Source organism: Aliiroseovarius sediminilitoris (assembly GCF_900109955.1).
Taxonomy (GTDB): domain Bacteria; phylum Pseudomonadota; class Alphaproteobacteria; order Rhodobacterales; family Rhodobacteraceae; genus Aliiroseovarius; species Aliiroseovarius sediminilitoris.
The window spans coordinates 642,873-661,641 of record NZ_FOJB01000001.1; the positions used below are offsets into that span (position 1 = coordinate 642,873).

Consider the following 18,769-nt stretch of genomic DNA (forward strand, 5'->3'; position numbering starts at 1 on the left):
TACTAGGTTCGGCGTTCTGTGCGCCTTGCCCTTACTAGATATGGTGTCAGGTCGCCGAGTCCCTGTAAAGACAAACTTTCGCAGATGAAGCAGTTGTCCACAGAAAACATTTGTTTCTCCACAACTTAACGGGGCATGACGGGGAAGGCGGAACCAAGCCAGTTTTTTCGGGTCCGCTTGACGTTGCCCCTTGGAACCCCCAACTTGCCGCGAAACAGAAGATGTCAGGAGACACAGGTGTCCAAACACACAGCCCCGTTTGCCCGGTTCGAGTGGCAGATTGCTTGGCGATACCTGCGCGCGCGCCGCGCCGATGGGGGCGTCAGCACGATGACCTGGATCAGCCTGATCGGTATCACGTTGGCCGTCGCGGCGCTCATCATAACGCTGGCTGTACGCACCGGGTTCCGGGACGAATTTGTCGACACGATTTTGGGCGCCAATGCTCATGTTGAGGTCTTCGCCCAGAGCTATGTGAATAAAAATGGGCAGGTTGAACGCTCGATCACGAATTATGTGGAGTGGGCAGAACGCATCGCCCAAGTGCCCGGTGTTGTCCGAGCCGCGCCCCTGATCAAGGGTCAGGTCATGGCAAATGCGGGCCAGAACAACGCAGGGGTCGAGGTGTTTGGCATATCCTATGATGATCTGCTGGCCATCCCGCGCGTGGCCAAGCCCGAAAGCTTTGCGGGCGATATCTCGGCGTTTGAAAACGGCATTGCCATTGGGTCGGGCGTGGCGGCTGAGCTTGGTATCGGGCTGGGCGACAAGATCAAGATCATCTCGCCCAACGGGGTCAAGACGGCGTTCGGCACCAGCCCGCGGGTGAATGCCTATGACGTGACATATATCTTCACTGCCGGGCGCTGGGACATCGACCGCACACGCGTGTATCTTCCCTTTGCCGAGGCGCAGAGTTTTTTCAACCGTGAAGGCGCTGCCGATCAGATCGAGGTGATTGTTGATGAGCCAGAAAAGGTTGATCGGCTGATCGAAGATATTCTTGCCGCGACCGTGGAACCGTCATCCTATTGGACCTGGCGTGACCGATCCGGCGCGTTTCTACGGGCACTCGATATGGAAGATAACGTCATGTTCATTATCCTGTCGGTGCTGGTGCTGATCGCATCAATGAACATCACCTCGGGCTTGATCATGTTGGTCAAGAACAAGGGGCGCGACATCGGCATCCTGCGCACCATGGGTCTGACCGAAGGGTCGATTCTGCGGGTGTTTTTCCTGTGCGGATCGTTGACGGGGATCGTTGGCACTATCGCAGGGGTTATCCTTGGCTGTCTGTTTGCCATCAATATCGACGCGATCTTTTCGGCAGTGAACTACTTTGCCGGGGGCGGGGTGTGGGATCCGTCGATCCGCGGCATCTATCGCCTGCCCGCCAAGCTGGAGTTTTGGGACGTGGCGTCCGCTGTGGGCCTATCCCTGACCCTGTCTTTCCTTGTCACCCTGTTTCCGGCACGCAAGGCAGCCCGGATGAACCCGGTCGAGGCGCTGCGCTATGAGTAACCCTGTTCTTCACCTGTCAGGCATCGAAAAGACCTATAACGCGGGCACACCCGGCGAAATCCGCGTGCTGCGCGGGGCTGATCTGGAGATTGCGCGGGGTGAGGTCGTGGCATTGGTCGCGCCCTCTGGATCGGGCAAATCAACGCTTCTGCATATCGCCGGGCTGCTGGACACGGCAGACGCTGGGCAGGTTGCGATCAACGGGCAGGATATGGGCGCGCTGTCGGATCGCAGGCGCACCGCAGCCCGCCGGAACGAAGTGGGGTTCATCTACCAGTTCCACCACCTGCTGCCCGAATTCACCGCGCTGGAAAATATCGCCTTGCCGCAACTGGCCAACGGGATCAGCGACCAATCGGCCCGCGATCACGCGATGGAGTTGATGGGTCGCGTGGGCGTTGATACGCGCGCGACCCACCGACCGGCGGAACTGTCGGGCGGTGAACAGCAGCGCGTCGCCTTCTGCCGCGCGCTTGCCAACCGCCCCGCGCTTTTGCTGGCGGATGAGCCCACCGGCAACCTTGACCCCGACACCGCGGACACTGTGTTCAACGCGCTGATGGAACTGGTGCGAGACACCGGTCTTTCGGCCCTGATCGCCACCCACAACCTTGAACTGGCCGCGCGGATGGATCGGACGCTCAGACTGGATGCGGGCGTCATCGTCTGACCGCTCTCGGTTCCTGACATTCACGTGACAGGCGGCGCGCTGCCATTGCGCCGCGCGATCCTTCTGGCACACTCCGTGCTCGCAACCCGTGCATCGGAGAACCACATGCGCCACCTGACAAAATCCGTTTTCTTCGTTGCAGCACTGGGTGTGCAGGTGGCCAACGCTGGCCCTGTCGGATTTGGCGACTGGCGACAACATTGGTTTGCCCGGTTTGCGGATGTGGATTTCACCTACTCCGGCAAGTCGCTGAGCGTTCAGGCCAACGGCGCCGTGTCGATCACCTACAAGCTGCTGGACCAACAGCATTGGGATGCCAGGACCGCGCAATGGCGGTGGGCCGTGGATAGAACCGTGCCCGCAACCGACCTGCGCCAGAAGGGCGGTGATGACCGCAACCTTGCGCTCTATTTCGCGTTCCTTCCGGAAGCCGAGGCCGAACGGGTAAACGGGGGCCGCAACCTGCGCCGCCTTCTGAAAAACCCCATGGGTCGAGTCCTGGTCTATGTCTGGGGCGGCGATCACGGGCGTGGGGCCGTTCTGCCGTCGCCCTATCTGGGCACGCGCGGCAAGACCGTGGTGCTGCGGCCATCCGGAACGGGAGGATATAGCGAAAACGTCGATCTTGCCGCCGATTATCGCCGCGCCTTTGGATCGGATCCCGGTGCCCTGGTCGCCTTGGCCGTGTCGTCCGACAGCGACGATACCGACACCATTGCGCGGGGGCAGATCACGGATCTGGTGTTGAAATAGGCGGATTGCAGCAGCTTGGGCACCTGTTCCGGTTGAACCTGCCAGACGGCGTGCTAGGGTTATGCAACCCCTTTGAAAAGCTGCGAGGTTCCATGCTGCGCACCGTTCTGATCATCCCCGCCCTGACCCTGACGCTTGCCGCCTGCGAGCCGGATGGGTTGTTCACCGCAAGCACCGATAAAGTTGACGTGACGGACGAGACCGGCGCGCAAATCTTTGCAGAGAACTGCGCGTCCTGCCACGGGGCGGACGCCAAGGGCGGCGCGATGGCAGGAGCCCCCGACCTGACCACACTAACCGCCCGCCACGGCGGCAAATTCCCGGCCCGATATGTCATGTCCACCATCGACGGCTACGCCCAAGGCACCCACCGAGGCCCCATGCCCGAATTCGGTGCCTATCTGGAAAGCGAGATGGAGGTCTGGGTGGACGAAAAAGGCGTGCAGACCCCGACGCCGGGGGCGCTGGTGCGGCTGGCGGAGTATTTGGAGAGTTTGCAGGGGTAGGACCTGACGCCGCCCCTTCGCCAGGTCGATAGACCGGGCAGCGCCCGACCCTCCCCACGGGAGGGCGCTTTTGCAACGTTATCAGCACACGGAATGGGTTCGGGGGTTGTGAGTGGTTGCCTCACGAGAGCTGAACGAGCGCCCACCCAGGGTCGGGCGCTGTCCTAGTCATACTTCTTTGTCCGAACTGCGGTTTTTTTCGAGCTCGGACAAAGGGGGGACTAAATCCCAAAAATCAGAACAGTATCGCTTTGCTACACTCAACTGATCTTCGCAGTTGACTACATGAAATGTCCAAATTCTTATTGCTTCTTCAGTGAGTCTAGCGCATTGATTTGCAAGGTTAATTACTTGTCGATAATTCACCTTTCTCACTTCGTAGCCAGACCTTTCAAGCTTTCGGCGGTGACCACTGATGTTCTCGAGATGATGCGCCAGAATCTCGTCGCGATGGATCTTTACCGCATCGAACTCAGGACTTTTCAAAGCATTTTCGACATTCTCGGCAAGACTTTCGATTGAACAGCCGACTTTTCCAATCTCAAGAAATTCCTCCGGCCAATCAGGATGTGCTTGTCTTCGAGCGTTTTCAATATGTTGCTCCATGCCTTGAATGGACCTGACGAACGTCGGAAGCGAGTTTCCATGATTGTCCAGATTCCTGCCAACAAACATGACCACATTGCTGATGACGGCCTGCACAGCAGTATCTAAGGCGTGCCCAGAAAAGGAGCCGTCGATAACTTTGGTGACTCTCTTGTTCCCAACTGTCGCTTCCATAAAGGCCACTTCAAAGAGTGAAGCAGTAAGTCTCTTTTCTAATTCTGCAGCTATTTGGTCTAGCTTCTGAATGTTTTTGCTTGGGCTTTCGACCATTGGCTAATTTGCCCCCTCAAACATCCAACTCCTCCACGAACCTCGCATTCTCCTGAATATACTGGAACCGAAGCTCGGGTTTCTTCCCCATCAACTGTTCAACCAGAGCTGCCGTTTCGCCCGGTTCATCCTCGTCAATCGTGACGCGGATCAGCTTGCGGGATGCCGGGTCCATCGTGGTTTCTTTCAGGTCTTTCGCGTCCATCTCGCCCAGACCCTTGAACCGGCTGACGTCGATTTTCCCTTTGCCGCCCAGACCTTTTTCCAGCCACGCGTCCCGCTCTGCCTCGTCCAGACAATAGACGCGTTTGGCGCCTTGGGTCAGGCGGAACAGCGGCGGGCAGGCCAGATACAGGTGGCCCGCGTCGATCATCGGGCGCATTTGGGTGAAGAAGAACGTCATCAGCAGGGCCGCGATATGCGCACCGTCTACGTCCGCGTCGGTCATGATGATGATTTTGTCATAGCGCAGGTCATCGACGTTGAACCGCGTGCCCAGCCCGACGCCAAGGGCTTGGGTCAGGTCGCTGATTTCCGCGTTCGTGCCGATTTTCGAACCCGCCGCGCCCAGCACGTTCAGGATTTTCCCGCGCAGGGGCAGCAGCGCCTGAGTCTTGCGGTTGCGCGCCATTTTGGCGGACCCACCGGCCGAGTCGCCCTCGACAATAAACAGCTCGGTCCCTTCGCGGTTGGTGGCCGAGCAATCGACCAGCTTGCCCGGCAGGCGCAGTTTCTTGGTGGCGGTCTTGCGCTGGGTCTCTTTTTCCTGTTTGCGGCGCAGACGTTCCTCGGCCCTGAGAACAAGGAAATCAAGGATCGCACCCGCGGATTTCGTGTCGGCGGCCAGCCAGTTGTCGAAATGGTCGCGGACCGATTGCTCGACCATCTTGTTGGCGCTTTCGGTCGATAGCCGGTCCTTGGTCTGCCCCACGAAAGACGGGTCGGCGATGAAACATGACACCAGCGCGCATCCGCCCGTCATCAGGTCGTCGCGAGTGATGTTGGCGGCTTTCTTGTTGCCCACCAGATCTCCATACGCCTTGATGCCTTTCAGCATCGCGGCCCAGAAACCGGTGACGTGGGTGCCGCCTTCAGGGGTTGGGACGGTGTTACAGTAAGACTGCAAATAGCCATCCATCGACGGCGTCCAGTTGATCGCCCATTCGACATATCCCGGCTCACCAAACCGTTCGCGAAACTCGACCTTTCCGGCGAAGGGCTGATCGGCATAGACCGACGCGCCGCCCAACGTCTCTTTCAGGTAATCGGACAAGCCGCCGGGAAAGTGAAACGAGGCTTCGGTCGGGGTTTCGCCATCTTCAATGTGCGATTTCCAGCGAATTTCAACGCCCGAGAACAGATAAGCCTTGGAGCGCACCATGGTAAATAGTCGCTTGGGTTTGAACCGATGGTGGCCAAAAATTTCCTCGTCGGCGTGGAATGTAACATCCGTGCCCCGCCGATTGGGGGCCGCGCCGACTTTCTCAACCGGGCCAAGCGGTATGCCGCGTGAAAACCGTTGTTCGAACAGTTCCTTGTTCTTGGCAACCTGCACGACCATCGTGTCTGACAGGGCGTTCACGACAGACGAGCCAACCCCGTGCAACCCGCCCGAGGTCTGATACGCCTTGCCCGAGAATTTTCCGCCCGCGTGCAGGGTGCACAGGATGACCTCTAACGCCGATTTGTCGGGGAACTTGGGGTGTGGATCAATCGGAATGCCGCGCCCGTTGTCGCGGACGGTGACGGCGTAGTCTTCGTGCAACTCAACCTCGATCCGGTTGGCATGGCCCGCAACGGCTTCGTCCATCGAGTTGTCAAGGATTTCCGCCACCATATGATGCAGCGCCCGTTCATCGGTGCCGCCGATATACATGCCGGGCCGCTGACGCACGGGTTCAAGACCTTCCAGCACCTCGATCGAGGACGCGTCATAGATGTCTTGGCCTTGGCTGGCCAACAGGTCATTGCTCATGGATGTATCGCCCTGCATGCTGCTTTGCTTTGCTATTTGCTGTAGTATGACAGAGCACCCGGACCGGGAAAAGGGCGGGTGCGTCGATAGCGCGATTGATACACCAGTTTTTCGGTTTTCGGGAAGGAACCCAACGTGACAGAACAATCAAATGCCCGAGGGGGTGAATGCGCAGGTTCTCTCGAACCGGCTGATTGGCAGGTGTTTCGCAAGCAGATGCACGATCTGCTTGACCATTGTCTTGACCGAATGGTGAATGCGACCGAACACCCGTGGCAATCACCACCGGATAATTTGATCAGTGTCTATGGGATCGGGCGGGGTGGCGATCTGGTCGCGCGCCTGACTGAACAGGTCATGCCCTATCACAGCGGAAACACCCACCCCCAGTTCTGGGGCTGGGTTCAGGGCAGCGGTTTGCCGTCGGACCTCATGGCCGGGCTTGTCGGGGCGGTGATGAACGCCAATGTCGGCGGCCGCGATCATGGTGCCAATGCGATGGAACATGCGGTCATCGACTGGACCCGCCGGAAAATGGGCATGAGGCCCGGGGCAAGCGGCGTGTTGGTGACGGGCACATCGCAGGCGACAGTAATTGCGCTTCAGACCGCGAAAATGCGCGCTGTTCCTGAGATGCGGTCCAAGGGCGGTGGTGCAAGCCTGACGGTGTATGCCGGAGATCGGGTTCACAATGCGATACGCAAGGCGGTAGAGCTTTTGGGCCTGGGCCATAACGCGTTGCGTCTGATCCCGACGGATCACGGCAAGATGGATGTTCAGGCCTTGGTGCAGCAGATCGCACAGGATTGTGCTGACGGTTTTCTGCCGCTGGCGATTGTCGGGACGGCCGGGTCGGTGGACATCGGCAGTTTCGATGATCTTAATGCCCTGGCCGATGTCGCGCAGGCGCGGAATATCTGGCTGCATGTTGACGGTGCATTCGGTGCCTGGACGCGATTGGCCGACGACCCATGGCGCAGTCTGAGCGACGGGATTGAACGGGCGGACAGCATCGCGCTTGATTTCCATAAATGGATGTATGTCGGCTATGATTGCGGCTTGGCCCTGATCGCGAACGAGGCCGAACACCGCGCCGCCTTTGCCGTCCGTCCGCCCTATCTTGAGGGGTTCGAGGCGGGTCTGTCCGGCGGCGAACGTTGGTTCTGCGACTATGGTATCGACCTGTCACGCAGCAATCGAGCGCTGAAGGTCTGGTGCGCGTTGGAGATGTTCGGGGAAGACGCATTTGCCGCGGCGATCACGCGCAACTGCGCGCAGGCTGCGCTGATGGCCGATCTGGTCCAGTCGCATGGCATGGCGCTGGTTGCGCCGGTCGTGTCAAACATTTGTGTGTTTACCGCAAGGCCGGATCTGTCGCCGCAGGAACAATCCAGCTTGAACAGACAGATTGCGATCAAACTGCAACTGGACCGGGGGCCCGTGTTTTCGACCACACATGTGAGCGGGATAACATGTCTGCGCGCTGCATTTGCCAACCATCGGACGCGTGATCACCATATTCACACCGCGATACAGAATGTGAAGGCGCTTGCTGAAAATGGCCTCTTGGCCAATGGCGAATAGAACACCGTTATCGAATAGCAGAAATGGTGCCGTATGCGTGGCGCCATTTCTGACAGTATCGCTTTGCGTTTAGCTGTATAGCGCGGGTTCGCCCATCCGCTGATGTATCGCGTTGGCGGTGCGGGCATCTATACCCAAAGCCTGGCCCAGTTCGTGCAGATATTTTGCTTCGGCCTGACTGTCGAGGTCCAAGCCGACCAGCGACATAGCATAGACTTGTGCCTCCATCCCGCGCGGCACGTCGTTGGCAAGGCCCTGGACACTTACCGGGCGGCGGAACGCGTCGTTCAAAACATCAACCTCGTCCGGGGTCATGTCGCCCATATGCTGCATCAGCGCTTCTTTCTCGCGCTCGTCGATACGTCCGTCACACTTGGCTGCTTGCACGATGGCGCGCAGCAATACAGCGGCTTGGTCTTCTTGCTCCTGGGTTGGTGTGGCTTCGGGCGCGCCTCCATTTTGAAATGCATCGTTCAGCATGCCACCCAACGAACCGGGCGTGGGTGTCGCCACGCGCGTGTCCGGTGTGCCGCCGCCAGACAGGCTTTCCAAAAGGCCGCCCAAGCCGCCCTGAGCGGCACCAGTGCCAGAGCGCGCGCCACCGAGCATACCGCCCAGCATGTCCATCAGATCGCCACCGGGATTGGCAGGTTGACGACCCGTCGATTGTGACCCGCCGCCAGCGTTCATGATACTGCCCAGAATATCGGTCAGTCCGCCACCAGAGCTTTGCGTGGATGTCAACTGACCGCCAGACAAACTGCCCAACAGATCGCCCAAGCCACCTTCCGGCGAATTGGTGCTGCCAAATATGCTGCCGGTGCCCGGATCGGATGCGGGGCGCTGGCGAGCCGCACCTTTGCCCATACTGGACACGCCTTTGGCGATAGCTGCACCAAGGGCCATTTTAGCCAGTGTTCCTACAAGACTCATATCAATACCTCCCAATTCAATCTGTATGGACATTAGAAGAGCATTTGCCCGGACATAAGGGGAAACACGGTGCGGGCGCGTCAGAAACCCATCAGATGTTCGCGCATACGACCGTGCAAATTGTCTGATTCGAGCCCGTGTGACGTCAGGCGAACGGGTCTTCCGGATAGGTCACGCCAGCCAGATAAAGACCGCCCGGGGGGCTAACCGGACCACAAGCGGCGCGATCTCGTGCCTTGAGTGCGCGGCTGACCTCGTCCGGTGTCCAGGCCCCGACACCCACACGTTCCAGCGTTCCGACGAAGCTGCGGACCTGATTGTGCAAAAAAGACCGGGCGCGCACGTGGAAACGGTATTCGGTGCCATGGGGCAGGCGAAGCTCCTCGACCCGAAGCTGGTCCAGCGTCTTGATCGGGCTTTCGGCCTGACAGATCGACGACCGGAAGGTTGTGAAGTCATGCCGCCCCAACAGGCGGTCTGCGCCGACTTGCATGGCGTTCGCGTCCAACTTGTGCTTGATGTGCCAGGCCAGACCGCGATCATGGGTCAGGGGTGCGCGGCGGGATATCAAACGGTACAGATACCGACGCTCCAGCGCCGAGAATCGCGCGTGGAAATCGTCGGCCACCTGCGCGCAATCCACAATCGCAACACTTTGGCCTCTCAGGTGGAAGTTCAATGCCTCGGACAGTCGAAACGCATCCCAATCCTTTACCAGATCGCAATGCGCCACCTGCGCCAGACCATGAACGCCCGCATCGGTGCGCCCAGCCGCCGCGATTTTGTGATCGCCGGGTTCGAGTTTCGCCAACGCAGCCTCGATCGTTCCCTGAACCGAAGGGTGCTCTTTCTGGCGCTGCCAACCGGCAAAACCTGCGCCGTGATATTCGATCTTCAAAACGTATCTGGGCATAACGTTTCGCATACCGCGCAGCGAAGATGTGGGCAAGTCGCGACATGACCGAGCGCACGCATTGAACGCTCCCCTCTGGCACAAGACTGCGTGCGCGCATATGTTCGGATGGATAAGAAGACGGAGGCACCCGTGGGGCTAGGCGATATCGCAGACAGCATCACCCGACAGATCGAGGCCATAGGCGACGCCACAAGCGAGGCGTTGTTTGAGCCGGTGATCCGTTTGGGGGTTACAGGCCTGTCGCGCGCGGGCAAGACGGTTTTCATCACATCGCTGGTTGCCAACCTGATGAACCGGGGGCGTATGTCCGGGCTTCTGGCCGCGTCTGAAGGGCGCATCCAGACAGCTTTTCTGCAACCGCAACCGGACGATACGGTGCCGCGCTTCGATTTTGAAACTCATCTGGCGGCGATGACGGGGCCGACACCGCACTGGCCGGATTCAACCCGCGCCACGTCCGAACTGCGCCTGTCGTTCCGTGTGCAACCGTCGGGCATTCTGGGTGGGCTTCGCGGGCCGCGCACGGTGCATCTGGACATCGTTGACTACCCTGGCGAATGGCTGCTGGACCTGGCGCTGCTGGACCTCAGCTATACCGAATGGGCGGCACAGGTGCTGGATCGGATTGCCGACCGTCCGCAAGCGGCAAGCTATCTGGGCATGGTGCAGGGGATCGACGCCGCCGCACCGCTGGACGAGATGGAGGCGAAACGCCTGGCGGGTGGATTTGCCGCTTATCTGACATCCGCACGCCAGGACGGCTATAGCGATTGCACCCCCGGTCGGTTCCTGCTGCCCGGTGATCTGGAGGGTAGCCCGGTTCTGACCTTCGCGCCCATTCTCCAGCCCGGTTCGACCCCGCGTAAAAGCCTGTGGCGCGAAATGGAGCGGCGTTTTGAAGCCTATAAATCCCGCGTTGTGAAACCGTTTTTTCGTGACCATTTTGCGAAAATCGACCGCCAGATCGTGCTGGTTGATGTGTTGGGGGCGATCCATTCGGGCCCCGCTGCGCTGGAAGACCTGCGCCGCGCCATGGCTGAAATCCTGACCGCCTTCCGCCCCGGTGCGAACGCTTTCCTCAGTTCGATCTTCCTTGGGCGGAGGGTGGAACGTATTCTTTTTGCCGCCACAAAGGCCGACCACCTGCATCACAGCCAGCATCCACGCCTGACGGCGATCACCGAGGCGCTTTTGCGCGAAGCTCGTGACCGGGCGGATTTTGCAGGCGCCAAGACCGCGGCCATGTCGATTGCCGCCCTGCGCACGACCGTTGAGGAACGCATGGAGCATGACGGGCAAATGCTGGATTGCGTAAGAGGCAGGCTCTTGGACAGCGGCAAGACCGCTGCATTCTATCCGGGTGCTTTGCCAGACGATCCCGCGCGTCTGTTGTCGCCCGCGCGAAAGGGGGCTGAGGCCTGGCTTGATGCGGATTACGAGGTGATGCGCTTCGCGCCTGCCGTGGTGTCGCTTAAGCCGGGTGAGGGGCCGCCCCATATCCGACTGGATAAAGCGGCAGAATTTTTGTTTGGGGATCGGCTATGAAAATCTTGCCCGCGACGCCGGCCGATGCCCCCGCGATAGCAAATATTCTGACAGGGTGGATCGCCGCAACCCCATGGATACCACGCGTCCATTCCCGCCGTTCGGAAAAAGAATTCGCGCGGATATTGGTGGATCGTGGCTGGACCAAAGTGGCACGCGACCGGGGGCGCGCGCTTGGATTTCTGGCTCGTGACGGGGCCGAAGTGCATGCGCTTTACCTGTCCCCCGCCGCGCGTGGGCAAGGGATTGGCAAGGCCCTGCTGGACGAAGCGAAGGCCGTTTGCCCCGAGCTTTCGCTCTACGCCTTTCAGGCGAACGAAGGCGCGTGTCGGTTTTACCGGCGCGAAGGTTTCTCCGAAGAGTTTCGCACCGATGGGGCTGGCAACGACGAACATTTGCCAGACATTCGCTTTCGTTGGAGGGCTGCGTGATGAGTAGATCGGAAAAACCCAGAACCGGTCCCGTGTTGATCGAATTGGACGATGTGCAGACTGTTTCGCCCGCCGATGCCCCTCCGGTTCCAGAGGTCGCGGCAGTGGATGCCACCGGCGCGGCTATGCAGGGCGCGATCAGTTTTGCTGGGCGCAAACGTTCGCGACTTACACGGTGGTTTTGGTCGCTTCTGCTTTCAATCACCGGGTTCGTCCTGTCGGTGGCGGCGTATGATTTTGTCACCAGCCTGATCGCCCGCCAACCCGTATTGGGCTATGCGGCACTTGGTTTGATTGCCGCCTTCACCCTGGTGCTACTGATCATTGCGCTGAAAGAATGGGTGGCGTTTGCCCGGCTGCGTCGCGTCGACACGCTGCATCATGCCGCCGAAGCCGCCGTGGCCCATAATGACTTGGCCGAAGCGCGTGTCGTTGTTGAGAAACTCAAGCAGCTTTACCGCGGTCGCGATGATCTTCGCTGGGGCTTGAAGCGTCTTGACGAACGCGAAGCGGATGCGTTCGATGTGGACACATTGCTTGCATTGACCGAACGCGAACTATTGACCCCGCTTGACGCCGCCGCGGTCAAAGAGGTCGAAGCCGCCGCCCGTCAGGTGGCCATGGTCACGGCGATCGTGCCAATAGCCCTTGCAGATGTTGTCACGGCCTTGACGGCCAATATCCGCATGATCCGCCGTATCGCGGAAATATATGGTGGCCGGTCCGGCGTGTTGGGCGGCTGGCGGCTGACTCGTGCGGTGATGGCGCATCTTGTGGCGACAGGCGCTGTGGCCGTCGGCGATGACATGATCGGATCGCTGGCCGGGGGCGGGATGCTGTCAAAACTCAGTCGCCGTTTCGGCGAAGGCGTGGTCAACGGGGCGTTGACCGCCCGCGTGGGTGTGGCAGCCCTTGAGGTCTGCCGCCCGCTTCCCTTCGGCCCAAAGAAACGCCCCGGCGTGTCGGGTATCGTTAAGCGCGCATTGACGGGTTTGTTCGGAAGCTGAGCCTCTGATCCGGGCTGATCAGCTTAGTTTCGGCACGTGCTGCGCAGGCTGCGACAGATCTTCGACACCCATCCGTAATCCGCGGCCGATCCGATGGGCCAGCATGATCCACGCGCGCGCGGTGTTTGGTGGCAGCAGCTCGTTTGTGACCTCTTCAAACAGGTCTAGCCATGGGTTGAAATGGGCTGGTTTCACGTCTCCGGCTTGCATATGTGCCCGCATCGGATTGCCGTCGTAACCTGGTTCTCGCAGGATGGCCCCGCGCCAGAACCTTGAAATCAGCGCGATATGCGCCGCCCATTCGGCATCCGTCGTGCCCACGTGACCATTGAAAACCGGTCCAAGCTGTGGATGTCGTCGGATCTGCGCATAGAACTCTGCCAAAACCCGGTCGATCTGATCCGGCGTGATATCGAAAAGCCTGAGTGGATTTGGCTTTGAAGCTGTCTGTGCCATCGCACACCCTTTTTCGCACACCCTTTTCCGAGTAAAATACTCGACAAACTCGGGGCCGCCAAGGGGGGCGACATGGACAAAACAGCACAGGCCTTCATGACTTTACGCCGCCGAACCACGCGCCTATAACGCCCCCATGATGCACGCACAGGCCATCATTATTCGAATTATATGCCCGGCGCTCTGATCCAGACGAGCCGCCGGGACAAGGCGTTTGGAAATCCGCGCCGCCCCAAGCCTCTATTTGCGATAATCTCCTGAAAAGGACCGGACACATGTGTGCCGACACCCCTGAATACAAAGACACCCTGACGCTTCCCGTCACCGATTTTCCCATGCGCGCGGGCCTGCCCAAGCGCGAGCCTGAATGGCTGGCCCGTTGGGAAAAAATCGGCGTCTATGATCGCCTGCGCGAAAAAGAAGGGCGCACACCGTTTGTGCTGCACGATGGGCCCCCTTACGCCAATGGGCACCTGCATATCGGTCACGCGCTGAACAAGACAATCAAGGATATGATCGTGCGGTCGCACCAGATGATGGGGTTTGACAGCCGTTACGTGCCGGGCTGGGATTGCCACGGCCTGCCCATCGAATGGAAGATCGAAGAGCAATACCGCAAGAAGGGCCGCGACAAGGACGCGGTCGATGTGGTCGATTTCCGTCAGGAATGCCGCAAGTTTGCTGCTGGCTGGATCGACATCCAGCGCGAGGAATTCAAACGTCTGGGTATCACCGGCAACTGGGCCGACCCCTATCTGACGATGGATTTCCACGCCGAACGCGTGATCGCCGAAGAATTCATGAAGTTCCTGATGAACGGCACACTCTATCAGGGATCGAAACCCGTGATGTGGTCGCCGGTCGAAAAGACTGCGCTGGCCGAGGCCGAGGTGGAATACCACGACAAGGAAAGTTTCACCATCTGGGTGAAGTTCAAGGTCACGGATTTCAGCCTGCCCGATATGGTCCTGTCCGACGAAGAGGAAACCGACGAAACCCGCGGGGCGGTTGCTCTGGCCAAAGACGCGGCTGCGCACGATTTTATCGGCGCGCATGTGGTGATCTGGACGACGACCCCATGGACCATCCCGTCCAACAAGGCCGTCGTGTTTGGCGAGACCTTCGAATACGGGCTATACGAAGTCACCGATTGCCCGGATGAGTGCTGGGCCGCCAAGGGCGACCGGTTCATCCTTGCCGACAAGCTGGCCGCGGATGTGATGGCGCGAGCGCGGCTGGAACCCGGGAAGTATCGCCGCGTGCGTAACGTGACGCCCGCGCAATTGTCAGGCATGACGCTGCACCACCCGCTGGCCGGTGCAGAAGGCGCCAATGGGGAATGGGACGCTGCCCGTGACTTCCGCGCCGCCGATTTCGTGACGGACGAGGAAGGCACCGGGTTTGTCCACTGTGCTCCGTCCCACGGGATGGAAGAATTCGAACTGTATCGCGATCTGGGGATGCTGGATCAGGTCATCACCTATAACGTGATGGACGACGGATCATTCCGCGCGGACCTGCCCTTCTTTGGCGGCACCTACATCCTGAACCGCAAGGGCGGCGAGGGCGATGCAAACAAGACGGTGATCGACAAGCTCGCCTCCGTTGGGGGGCTGCTGGCCCGTGGTAAGATCAAGCATTCCTATCCGCATTCATGGCGGTCGAAAGCGCCGATCATCTATCGCAACACGCCGCAGTGGTTTGTGTCTGTGGATCGCGAAGTCGGCGACGGGCAGGACGAGATGGGCAAGACCATCCGCACGCGCGCCCTGAACTCGATCGACCAATTGGTGAAATGGTGGCCGCAGACCGGACGCAACCGGCTTTATTCGATGATCGAGGCGCGGCCCGATTGGGTTCTGTCGCGTCAACGCGCCTGGGGTGTGCCGCTGACCTGTTTCGTGAAGAAAGGCGCGCTGCCGACCGATCCGGACTATCTTCTGCGTGATCCCGCAGTTAATGCCCGTGTGGCTGAATCCTTCGAGGCGGAAGGTGCGGATGCGTGGTATAAGGACGGTGCCAAGGAACGCTTCATCGGCGATGCGGCCAGCCCGGATGACTATGAGCAGGTGTTCGATGTGCTGGACGTGTGGTTCGACAGTGGTTCGACACATGCGTTTGTTCTGCGCGACCGTGAAGACGGTACGCCGGACGGGATCGCGGATGTCTATATGGAAGGCACCGACCAGCACCGCGGGTGGTTCCACTCGTCGCTTTTGCAAGCTTGCGGCACCAAGGGGCGCGCGCCTTACAAGAACGTCGTGACCCACGGCTTCACCCTGGACGAGAAGGGCATGAAGATGTCCAAGTCTCTGGGCAACACCATCGTGCCGGAACAGGTCGTGAAGCAATATGGCGCGGACATCCTGCGCCTGTGGGTGGCCCAGACGGATTATACGGTCGACCAGCGGATCGGGCCGGAAATCCTGAAAGGGGTTGCCGACAGCTATCGCCGCTTGCGAAACACAATGCGCTTCATGCTGGGCAATCTGCATGAGTTTGACGAAGCCGAGCGTGTGGACGCAACCGACATGCCCGAGCTGGAACGCTGGGTGTTGCATCGTCTGGCAGAACTCGATCACGTTGTGCGCGAAGGGTACAAGACCTTTGATTTCCAAGGTGTGTTCTCGGCCGTGTTCAATTTCGCGACCGTCGATCTGTCGAGCTTCTATTTTGATATCCGCAAGGACGCGCTGTATTGCGACGGGGCGGACAGCCGGAACCGCCGCGCCGCGCGCACGGTGCTGGACATCCTGTTCCATCGTTTGACCACCTGGCTTGCGCCGGTGCTGGTCTTCACGATGGAAGATGTGTGGCTGGAGCGGTTCCCGGGTGATGACAGCTCGGTCCATCTGGTCGATTTCCCCGACACGCCTGCCGATTGGCTGGACGAGCCATTGGCCGCGAAATGGTCGGGTATCCGCAAGGCGCGCCGTGTGGTGACTGCTGCGCTGGAAGTGCAGCGGCGCGACAAGGTGATCGGGGCGTCACTGGAGGCCGCGCCGGTGGTTCATGTGCGCGACAAGGACATCCTGGCCGCGCTGAAATCTGTGAACTTCGCGGATATTGCAATCACCTCGTCTGTGTCGCTGACAAACGACCCGCTACCATCGGAAGCCTTCCGCCTGCCAGAGGTCGAGGGCGTGGGCGTTGTGTTCGAAAAAGCGTCCGGCGAGAAATGCCAGCGTTGCTGGAAAATCCTGCCGGATGTGGGCAGCCATGACCACGCGGGCACCTGTGGTCGCTGTGACAAGGCGCTGGGCTGATCACATCGCCCAATAGGCAAGAGACCGAGCGCCCTGGCCATTGTGTCGGGGCGTTTAGTTTTGCAGGCTGCACCTATGACAGTTGCAGTGGTCGATAGCCCGGTCGGGCGTTTGGGATTGGTCGAGGAAGCAGGGGTCATCGTCCGGCTGGTTTGGAATGCTGAACCGGATGGCGTGTTGACACCCGTGCTTGCAGAGGCACAGCAGCAACTCAACGCATATTTCGATCATCGGTTAACGCGGTTTGAACTTCCAACACGCGTCGCGGGCAGCGACTTTCAACGCGCTGTTTGCGATGTCATGGCGGACATCCCTTATGGTGAAACTCTGACCTATGGCGACATTGCAAAGCTGACCGGCAACTCGGCGCAAGCGGTTGGAAATGCGTGTGGCGCCAATCCGATCCCGATCATCATCCCTTGCCATCGCGTGATGGGCGCAGGCGGCAAACTGGTTGGATTTTCCGGTGCGGGCGGGGTCGAGACAAAAGTTCAGCTTTTGCGCCTTGAAGGCGCTGCCGGGTTGCTTATCTGAAAGGTCTGGTCCGCAACGCGTTGTTGAACAACAAACAACCGGCGGCAACACAGGGGGACAAAATGACCAAGATCCTGAACGTCAGCGGCGTGACCAAGACCTATGAGGGCGGTCATGAAGCCCTGAAAGGTGTTGATCTTGAGATCGACGAGGGCGAGATTCTTGCCCTGCTTGGCCCCAATGGCGCTGGCAAGACGACGCTGATCTCGATCATTTGCGGAATTGCGACGGCAACTTCTGGCACGATCACAGTGGGTGGGTTCGATCACGTGAAAGATTACCGCGCCGCCCGCAATCTGATTGGACTGGTGCCACAGGAAATCAATCTGGAACCGTTCGAGACAGTGATGAACACGGTGCGCTTTTCGCGCGGATTGTTTGGACGACCGCGCGATGATGCACGAATTGAAGAAATCCTGAAACTGCTCAGCCTGCATGACAAGAAGGACAACCGTATCATGACGCTGTCCGGCGGCATGAAGCGGCGCGTATTGATCGCGAAGGCGTTGTGCCACGATCCCCAGGTCCTGTTTCTGGATGAACCCACCGCAGGCGTTGATGTCGAGTTGCGCAAGGACATGTGGGACATCGTCGCCAAGCTGAAACAAACCGGAGTGACCGTTATCCTGACCACCCATTACATTGAAGAAGCCGAAGCGATGGCCGATCGGATCGCGGTGATCTCGAAAGGGGAAATTCTGTTGGTCGAAGACAAGGATGCGCTGATCAAGCGCCTGGGTCAGAAGGAGCTTCTGATTGAATTGGATACCCCGATTGATACCGTGCCTGAGACATTGGCTGACTATCCCCTGACCGTGTCGGGCGAAGGTGGGTTGGTTTACAGCTATGATGCGCAGGCGGGCAGCACCGGGATTACCGGCCTGCTTGCGGACCTGCGCGACGCCGGGCTGCATATGTCGGACCTGTCCACGCGCCAAAGCTCGCTTGAGGATATTTTTGTGGATCTGGTAAGGGAGGACGCCGCATGAACTGGAATGCCATTGCCGCAATCTATCGGTTCGAAATGGCGCGGACCTTTCGCACGCTGATGCAGTCCATCGTGTCGCCTGTGTTGTCCACATCGCTTTATTTTGTCGTGTTCGGTGCCGCCATCGGGTCGCGCATTGATCAGGTCGAAGGCGTCAGCTATGGCGCGTTCATCGTGCCCGGTCTGATCATGTTGACCGTCCTGACGCAAAGCACCACCAACGCCTCGTTCGGAATCTATTTTCCCAAATTCATCGGCACTGTTTACGAGCTTTTGTCCGCGCCAATCTCGTTTTTCGAGATTGTCATCGGTTATGTCGGAGCGGCGGCGACCAAGGCCTTCATGATCGGTCTGATCATTCTGGCCACGGCGCATTTCTTTGTCGATCTGACCATCGCCCATCCCGTCTGGATGATGGCGTTTCTGGTGCTGACCTGTATCAGTTTCGCGTTGCTTGGTTTCATCATAGGCATCTGGGCACAGAACTTTGAACAGTTGCAGTTGGTGCCACTGTTGGTCATCACGCCGCTGGTGTTTCTTGGTGGCTCGTTCTATTCGATCTCGATGCTGCCTCCGGTTTGGCAGACCATCACGCTGTTCAATCCTGTCGTCTACCTGATCTCGGGCTTTCGCTGGGCGTTTTTCGGCATGGCGGATGTATCTCTTGGCTGGTCAGTGCTTGCGATTGCAGTTTTCATGACCACATGTCTTGCAACCATCGGCTGGATTTTCCGCACTGGATATCGGTTGCGCAGTTGATGATGGGCGATTTGCAACAGGGGGAACATGCATCGCCCCTTTCCCT

Annotated in this window: 17 protein-coding genes; 12 read left to right on the forward strand and 5 right to left on the reverse strand. The window is 59.3% G+C overall.

The annotated features are described in order from the left end of the window. Positions 1 to 237 precede the first annotated feature (237 nt). The 4 genes from BMY55_RS03235 (at position 238) to BMY55_RS03250 (ending at position 3,453) form a co-directional block, all read left to right on the forward strand. On the forward strand, positions 238 to 1,524 hold the full coding sequence (locus tag BMY55_RS03235; RefSeq protein WP_245744635.1) for a lipoprotein-releasing ABC transporter permease subunit: 1,287 nt from the start codon (positions 238 to 240) through the stop codon (positions 1,522 to 1,524). After that, positions 1,517 to 2,194 carry an ABC transporter ATP-binding protein gene (locus BMY55_RS03240; RefSeq protein ID WP_091428261.1) on the forward strand — a complete coding sequence of 226 codons (678 nt, stop codon included), beginning with the start codon at positions 1,517 to 1,519 and terminating at the stop codon, positions 2,192 to 2,194. Before BMY55_RS03235 ends, BMY55_RS03240 begins: the two co-directional genes overlap by 8 nt. Before the next feature lie 105 nt (positions 2,195 to 2,299). Next, a complete protein-coding gene (locus tag BMY55_RS03245) occupies positions 2,300 to 2,947 on the forward strand; it encodes a DUF3047 domain-containing protein (protein WP_091431969.1) in 648 nt (215 codons plus the stop codon). A gap of 92 nt (positions 2,948 to 3,039) precedes the next feature. Further along, entirely contained in the window at positions 3,040 to 3,453 is a 414-nt protein-coding gene (locus BMY55_RS03250) for a c-type cytochrome (protein WP_245744636.1), read from the forward strand. Between the two features lie 168 nt (positions 3,454 to 3,621). Here the strand turns inward: BMY55_RS03250 and BMY55_RS03255 are convergent, their stop codons facing one another. After that, a complete protein-coding gene (locus tag BMY55_RS03255; RefSeq protein ID WP_091428262.1) occupies positions 3,622 to 4,329 on the reverse strand; it encodes an AbiU2 domain-containing protein in 708 nt (235 codons plus the stop codon). A gap of 16 nt (positions 4,330 to 4,345) precedes the next feature. Then, positions 4,346 to 6,304, reverse strand: coding sequence for a DNA topoisomerase IV subunit B (gene parE, locus BMY55_RS03260; RefSeq protein ID WP_091431973.1), 1,959 nt, complete (start codon positions 6,302 to 6,304; stop codon positions 4,346 to 4,348). A gap of 216 nt (positions 6,305 to 6,520) precedes the next feature. Here parE and BMY55_RS03265 point away from each other — a divergent pair, with 216 nt between their 5' ends. Then, the gene (locus BMY55_RS03265; protein WP_091428263.1) at positions 6,521 to 7,888 is read left to right on the forward strand and encodes a pyridoxal phosphate-dependent decarboxylase family protein; all 1,368 of its coding nucleotides are present in this window, start codon (positions 6,521 to 6,523) and stop codon (positions 7,886 to 7,888) included. Positions 7,889 to 7,957: 69 nt separating this feature from the next. Here the strand turns inward: BMY55_RS03265 and BMY55_RS03270 are convergent, their stop codons facing one another. Beyond that, positions 7,958 to 8,821 carry a DUF533 domain-containing protein gene (locus BMY55_RS03270; RefSeq protein WP_177179278.1) on the reverse strand — a complete coding sequence of 288 codons (864 nt, stop codon included), beginning with the start codon at positions 8,819 to 8,821 and terminating at the stop codon, positions 7,958 to 7,960. Positions 8,822 to 8,966: 145 nt separating this feature from the next. After that, positions 8,967 to 9,734, reverse strand: coding sequence for a tRNA pseudouridine(38-40) synthase TruA (truA, locus tag BMY55_RS03275; RefSeq protein ID WP_091428265.1), 768 nt, complete (start codon positions 9,732 to 9,734; stop codon positions 8,967 to 8,969). 108 nt (positions 9,735 to 9,842) lie between these two features. Between truA and BMY55_RS03280 the strand changes: the two genes are divergently transcribed. From BMY55_RS03280 to BMY55_RS03290, 3 genes are read left to right on the forward strand one after another with little or no spacing between them, the layout of a single operon-like run. After that, the gene (locus BMY55_RS03280) at positions 9,843 to 11,282 is read left to right on the forward strand and encodes a YcjX family GTP-binding protein (RefSeq protein ID WP_091428266.1); all 1,440 of its coding nucleotides are present in this window, start codon (positions 9,843 to 9,845) and stop codon (positions 11,280 to 11,282) included. After that, entirely contained in the window at positions 11,279 to 11,713 is a 435-nt protein-coding gene (locus tag BMY55_RS03285; RefSeq protein ID WP_091428267.1) for a GNAT family N-acetyltransferase, read from the forward strand. The genes BMY55_RS03280 and BMY55_RS03285 overlap by 4 nt, the downstream gene beginning before the upstream one ends. Beyond that, a complete protein-coding gene (locus BMY55_RS03290; protein ID WP_091428268.1) occupies positions 11,713 to 12,720 on the forward strand; it encodes a YcjF family protein in 1,008 nt (335 codons plus the stop codon). The genes BMY55_RS03285 and BMY55_RS03290 overlap by 1 nt, the downstream gene beginning before the upstream one ends. A gap of 18 nt (positions 12,721 to 12,738) precedes the next feature. On the opposite strand, the gene BMY55_RS03295 is transcribed toward BMY55_RS03290, so the two are convergent. Continuing rightward, positions 12,739 to 13,176, reverse strand: a complete 438-nt coding sequence (locus BMY55_RS03295; RefSeq protein WP_091428269.1) for a group III truncated hemoglobin — start codon at positions 13,174 to 13,176, stop codon at positions 12,739 to 12,741. A 275-nt stretch (positions 13,177 to 13,451) separates the two neighbouring features. Between BMY55_RS03295 and ileS the strand changes: the two genes are divergently transcribed. The 4 genes from ileS (at position 13,452) to BMY55_RS03315 (ending at position 18,723) form a co-directional block, all read left to right on the forward strand. After that, complete coding sequence (gene ileS / locus BMY55_RS03300) at positions 13,452 to 16,442, forward strand: isoleucine--tRNA ligase (RefSeq protein WP_091428270.1); 2,991 nt, start codon at positions 13,452 to 13,454, stop codon at positions 16,440 to 16,442. Positions 16,443 to 16,517: 75 nt separating this feature from the next. After that, entirely contained in the window at positions 16,518 to 16,976 is a 459-nt protein-coding gene (locus BMY55_RS03305) for a methylated-DNA--[protein]-cysteine S-methyltransferase (RefSeq protein WP_091428271.1), read from the forward strand. A 62-nt stretch (positions 16,977 to 17,038) separates the two neighbouring features. Next, positions 17,039 to 17,965: an ABC transporter ATP-binding protein gene (locus tag BMY55_RS03310; protein WP_091431975.1), complete on the forward strand. Its 927-nt coding sequence runs from the start codon at positions 17,039 to 17,041 to the stop codon at positions 17,963 to 17,965. Beyond that, positions 17,962 to 18,723: an ABC transporter permease gene (locus tag BMY55_RS03315; protein ID WP_091428272.1), complete on the forward strand. Its 762-nt coding sequence runs from the start codon at positions 17,962 to 17,964 to the stop codon at positions 18,721 to 18,723. Before BMY55_RS03310 ends, BMY55_RS03315 begins: the two co-directional genes overlap by 4 nt. Positions 18,724 to 18,769: the final 46 nt, after the last annotated feature.

Coding starts and splice junctions, on each gene's coding strand:
- BMY55_RS03240 (WP_091428261.1), top strand. CDS start 1,517: ATGAGTAACCCTGTTCTTCACCTGTCAGGCATCGAAAAGACCTATAAC.
- BMY55_RS03245 (WP_091431969.1), top strand. CDS start 2,300: ATGCGCCACCTGACAAAATCCGTTTTCTTCGTTGCAGCACTGGGTGTG.
- BMY55_RS03250 (WP_245744636.1), top strand. CDS start 3,040: ATGCTGCGCACCGTTCTGATCATCCCCGCCCTGACCCTGACGCTTGCC.
- BMY55_RS03255 (WP_091428262.1), bottom strand. CDS start 4,329: ATGGTCGAAAGCCCAAGCAAAAACATTCAGAAGCTAGACCAAATAGCT.
- parE (WP_091431973.1), bottom strand. CDS start 6,304: ATGAGCAATGACCTGTTGGCCAGCCAAGGCCAAGACATCTATGACGCG.
- BMY55_RS03265 (WP_091428263.1), top strand. CDS start 6,521: ATGCACGATCTGCTTGACCATTGTCTTGACCGAATGGTGAATGCGACC.
- BMY55_RS03270 (WP_177179278.1), bottom strand. CDS start 8,821: ATGAGTCTTGTAGGAACACTGGCTAAAATGGCCCTTGGTGCAGCTATC.
- truA (WP_091428265.1), bottom strand. CDS start 9,734: ATGCCCAGATACGTTTTGAAGATCGAATATCACGGCGCAGGTTTTGCC.
- BMY55_RS03280 (WP_091428266.1), top strand. CDS start 9,843: ATGGATAAGAAGACGGAGGCACCCGTGGGGCTAGGCGATATCGCAGAC.
- BMY55_RS03285 (WP_091428267.1), top strand. CDS start 11,279: ATGAAAATCTTGCCCGCGACGCCGGCCGATGCCCCCGCGATAGCAAAT.
- BMY55_RS03290 (WP_091428268.1), top strand. CDS start 11,713: ATGAGTAGATCGGAAAAACCCAGAACCGGTCCCGTGTTGATCGAATTG.
- BMY55_RS03295 (WP_091428269.1), bottom strand. CDS start 13,176: ATGGCACAGACAGCTTCAAAGCCAAATCCACTCAGGCTTTTCGATATC.
- ileS (WP_091428270.1), top strand. CDS start 13,452: ATGTGTGCCGACACCCCTGAATACAAAGACACCCTGACGCTTCCCGTC.
- BMY55_RS03305 (WP_091428271.1), top strand. CDS start 16,518: ATGACAGTTGCAGTGGTCGATAGCCCGGTCGGGCGTTTGGGATTGGTC.
- BMY55_RS03310 (WP_091431975.1), top strand. CDS start 17,039: ATGACCAAGATCCTGAACGTCAGCGGCGTGACCAAGACCTATGAGGGC.
- BMY55_RS03315 (WP_091428272.1), top strand. CDS start 17,962: ATGAACTGGAATGCCATTGCCGCAATCTATCGGTTCGAAATGGCGCGG.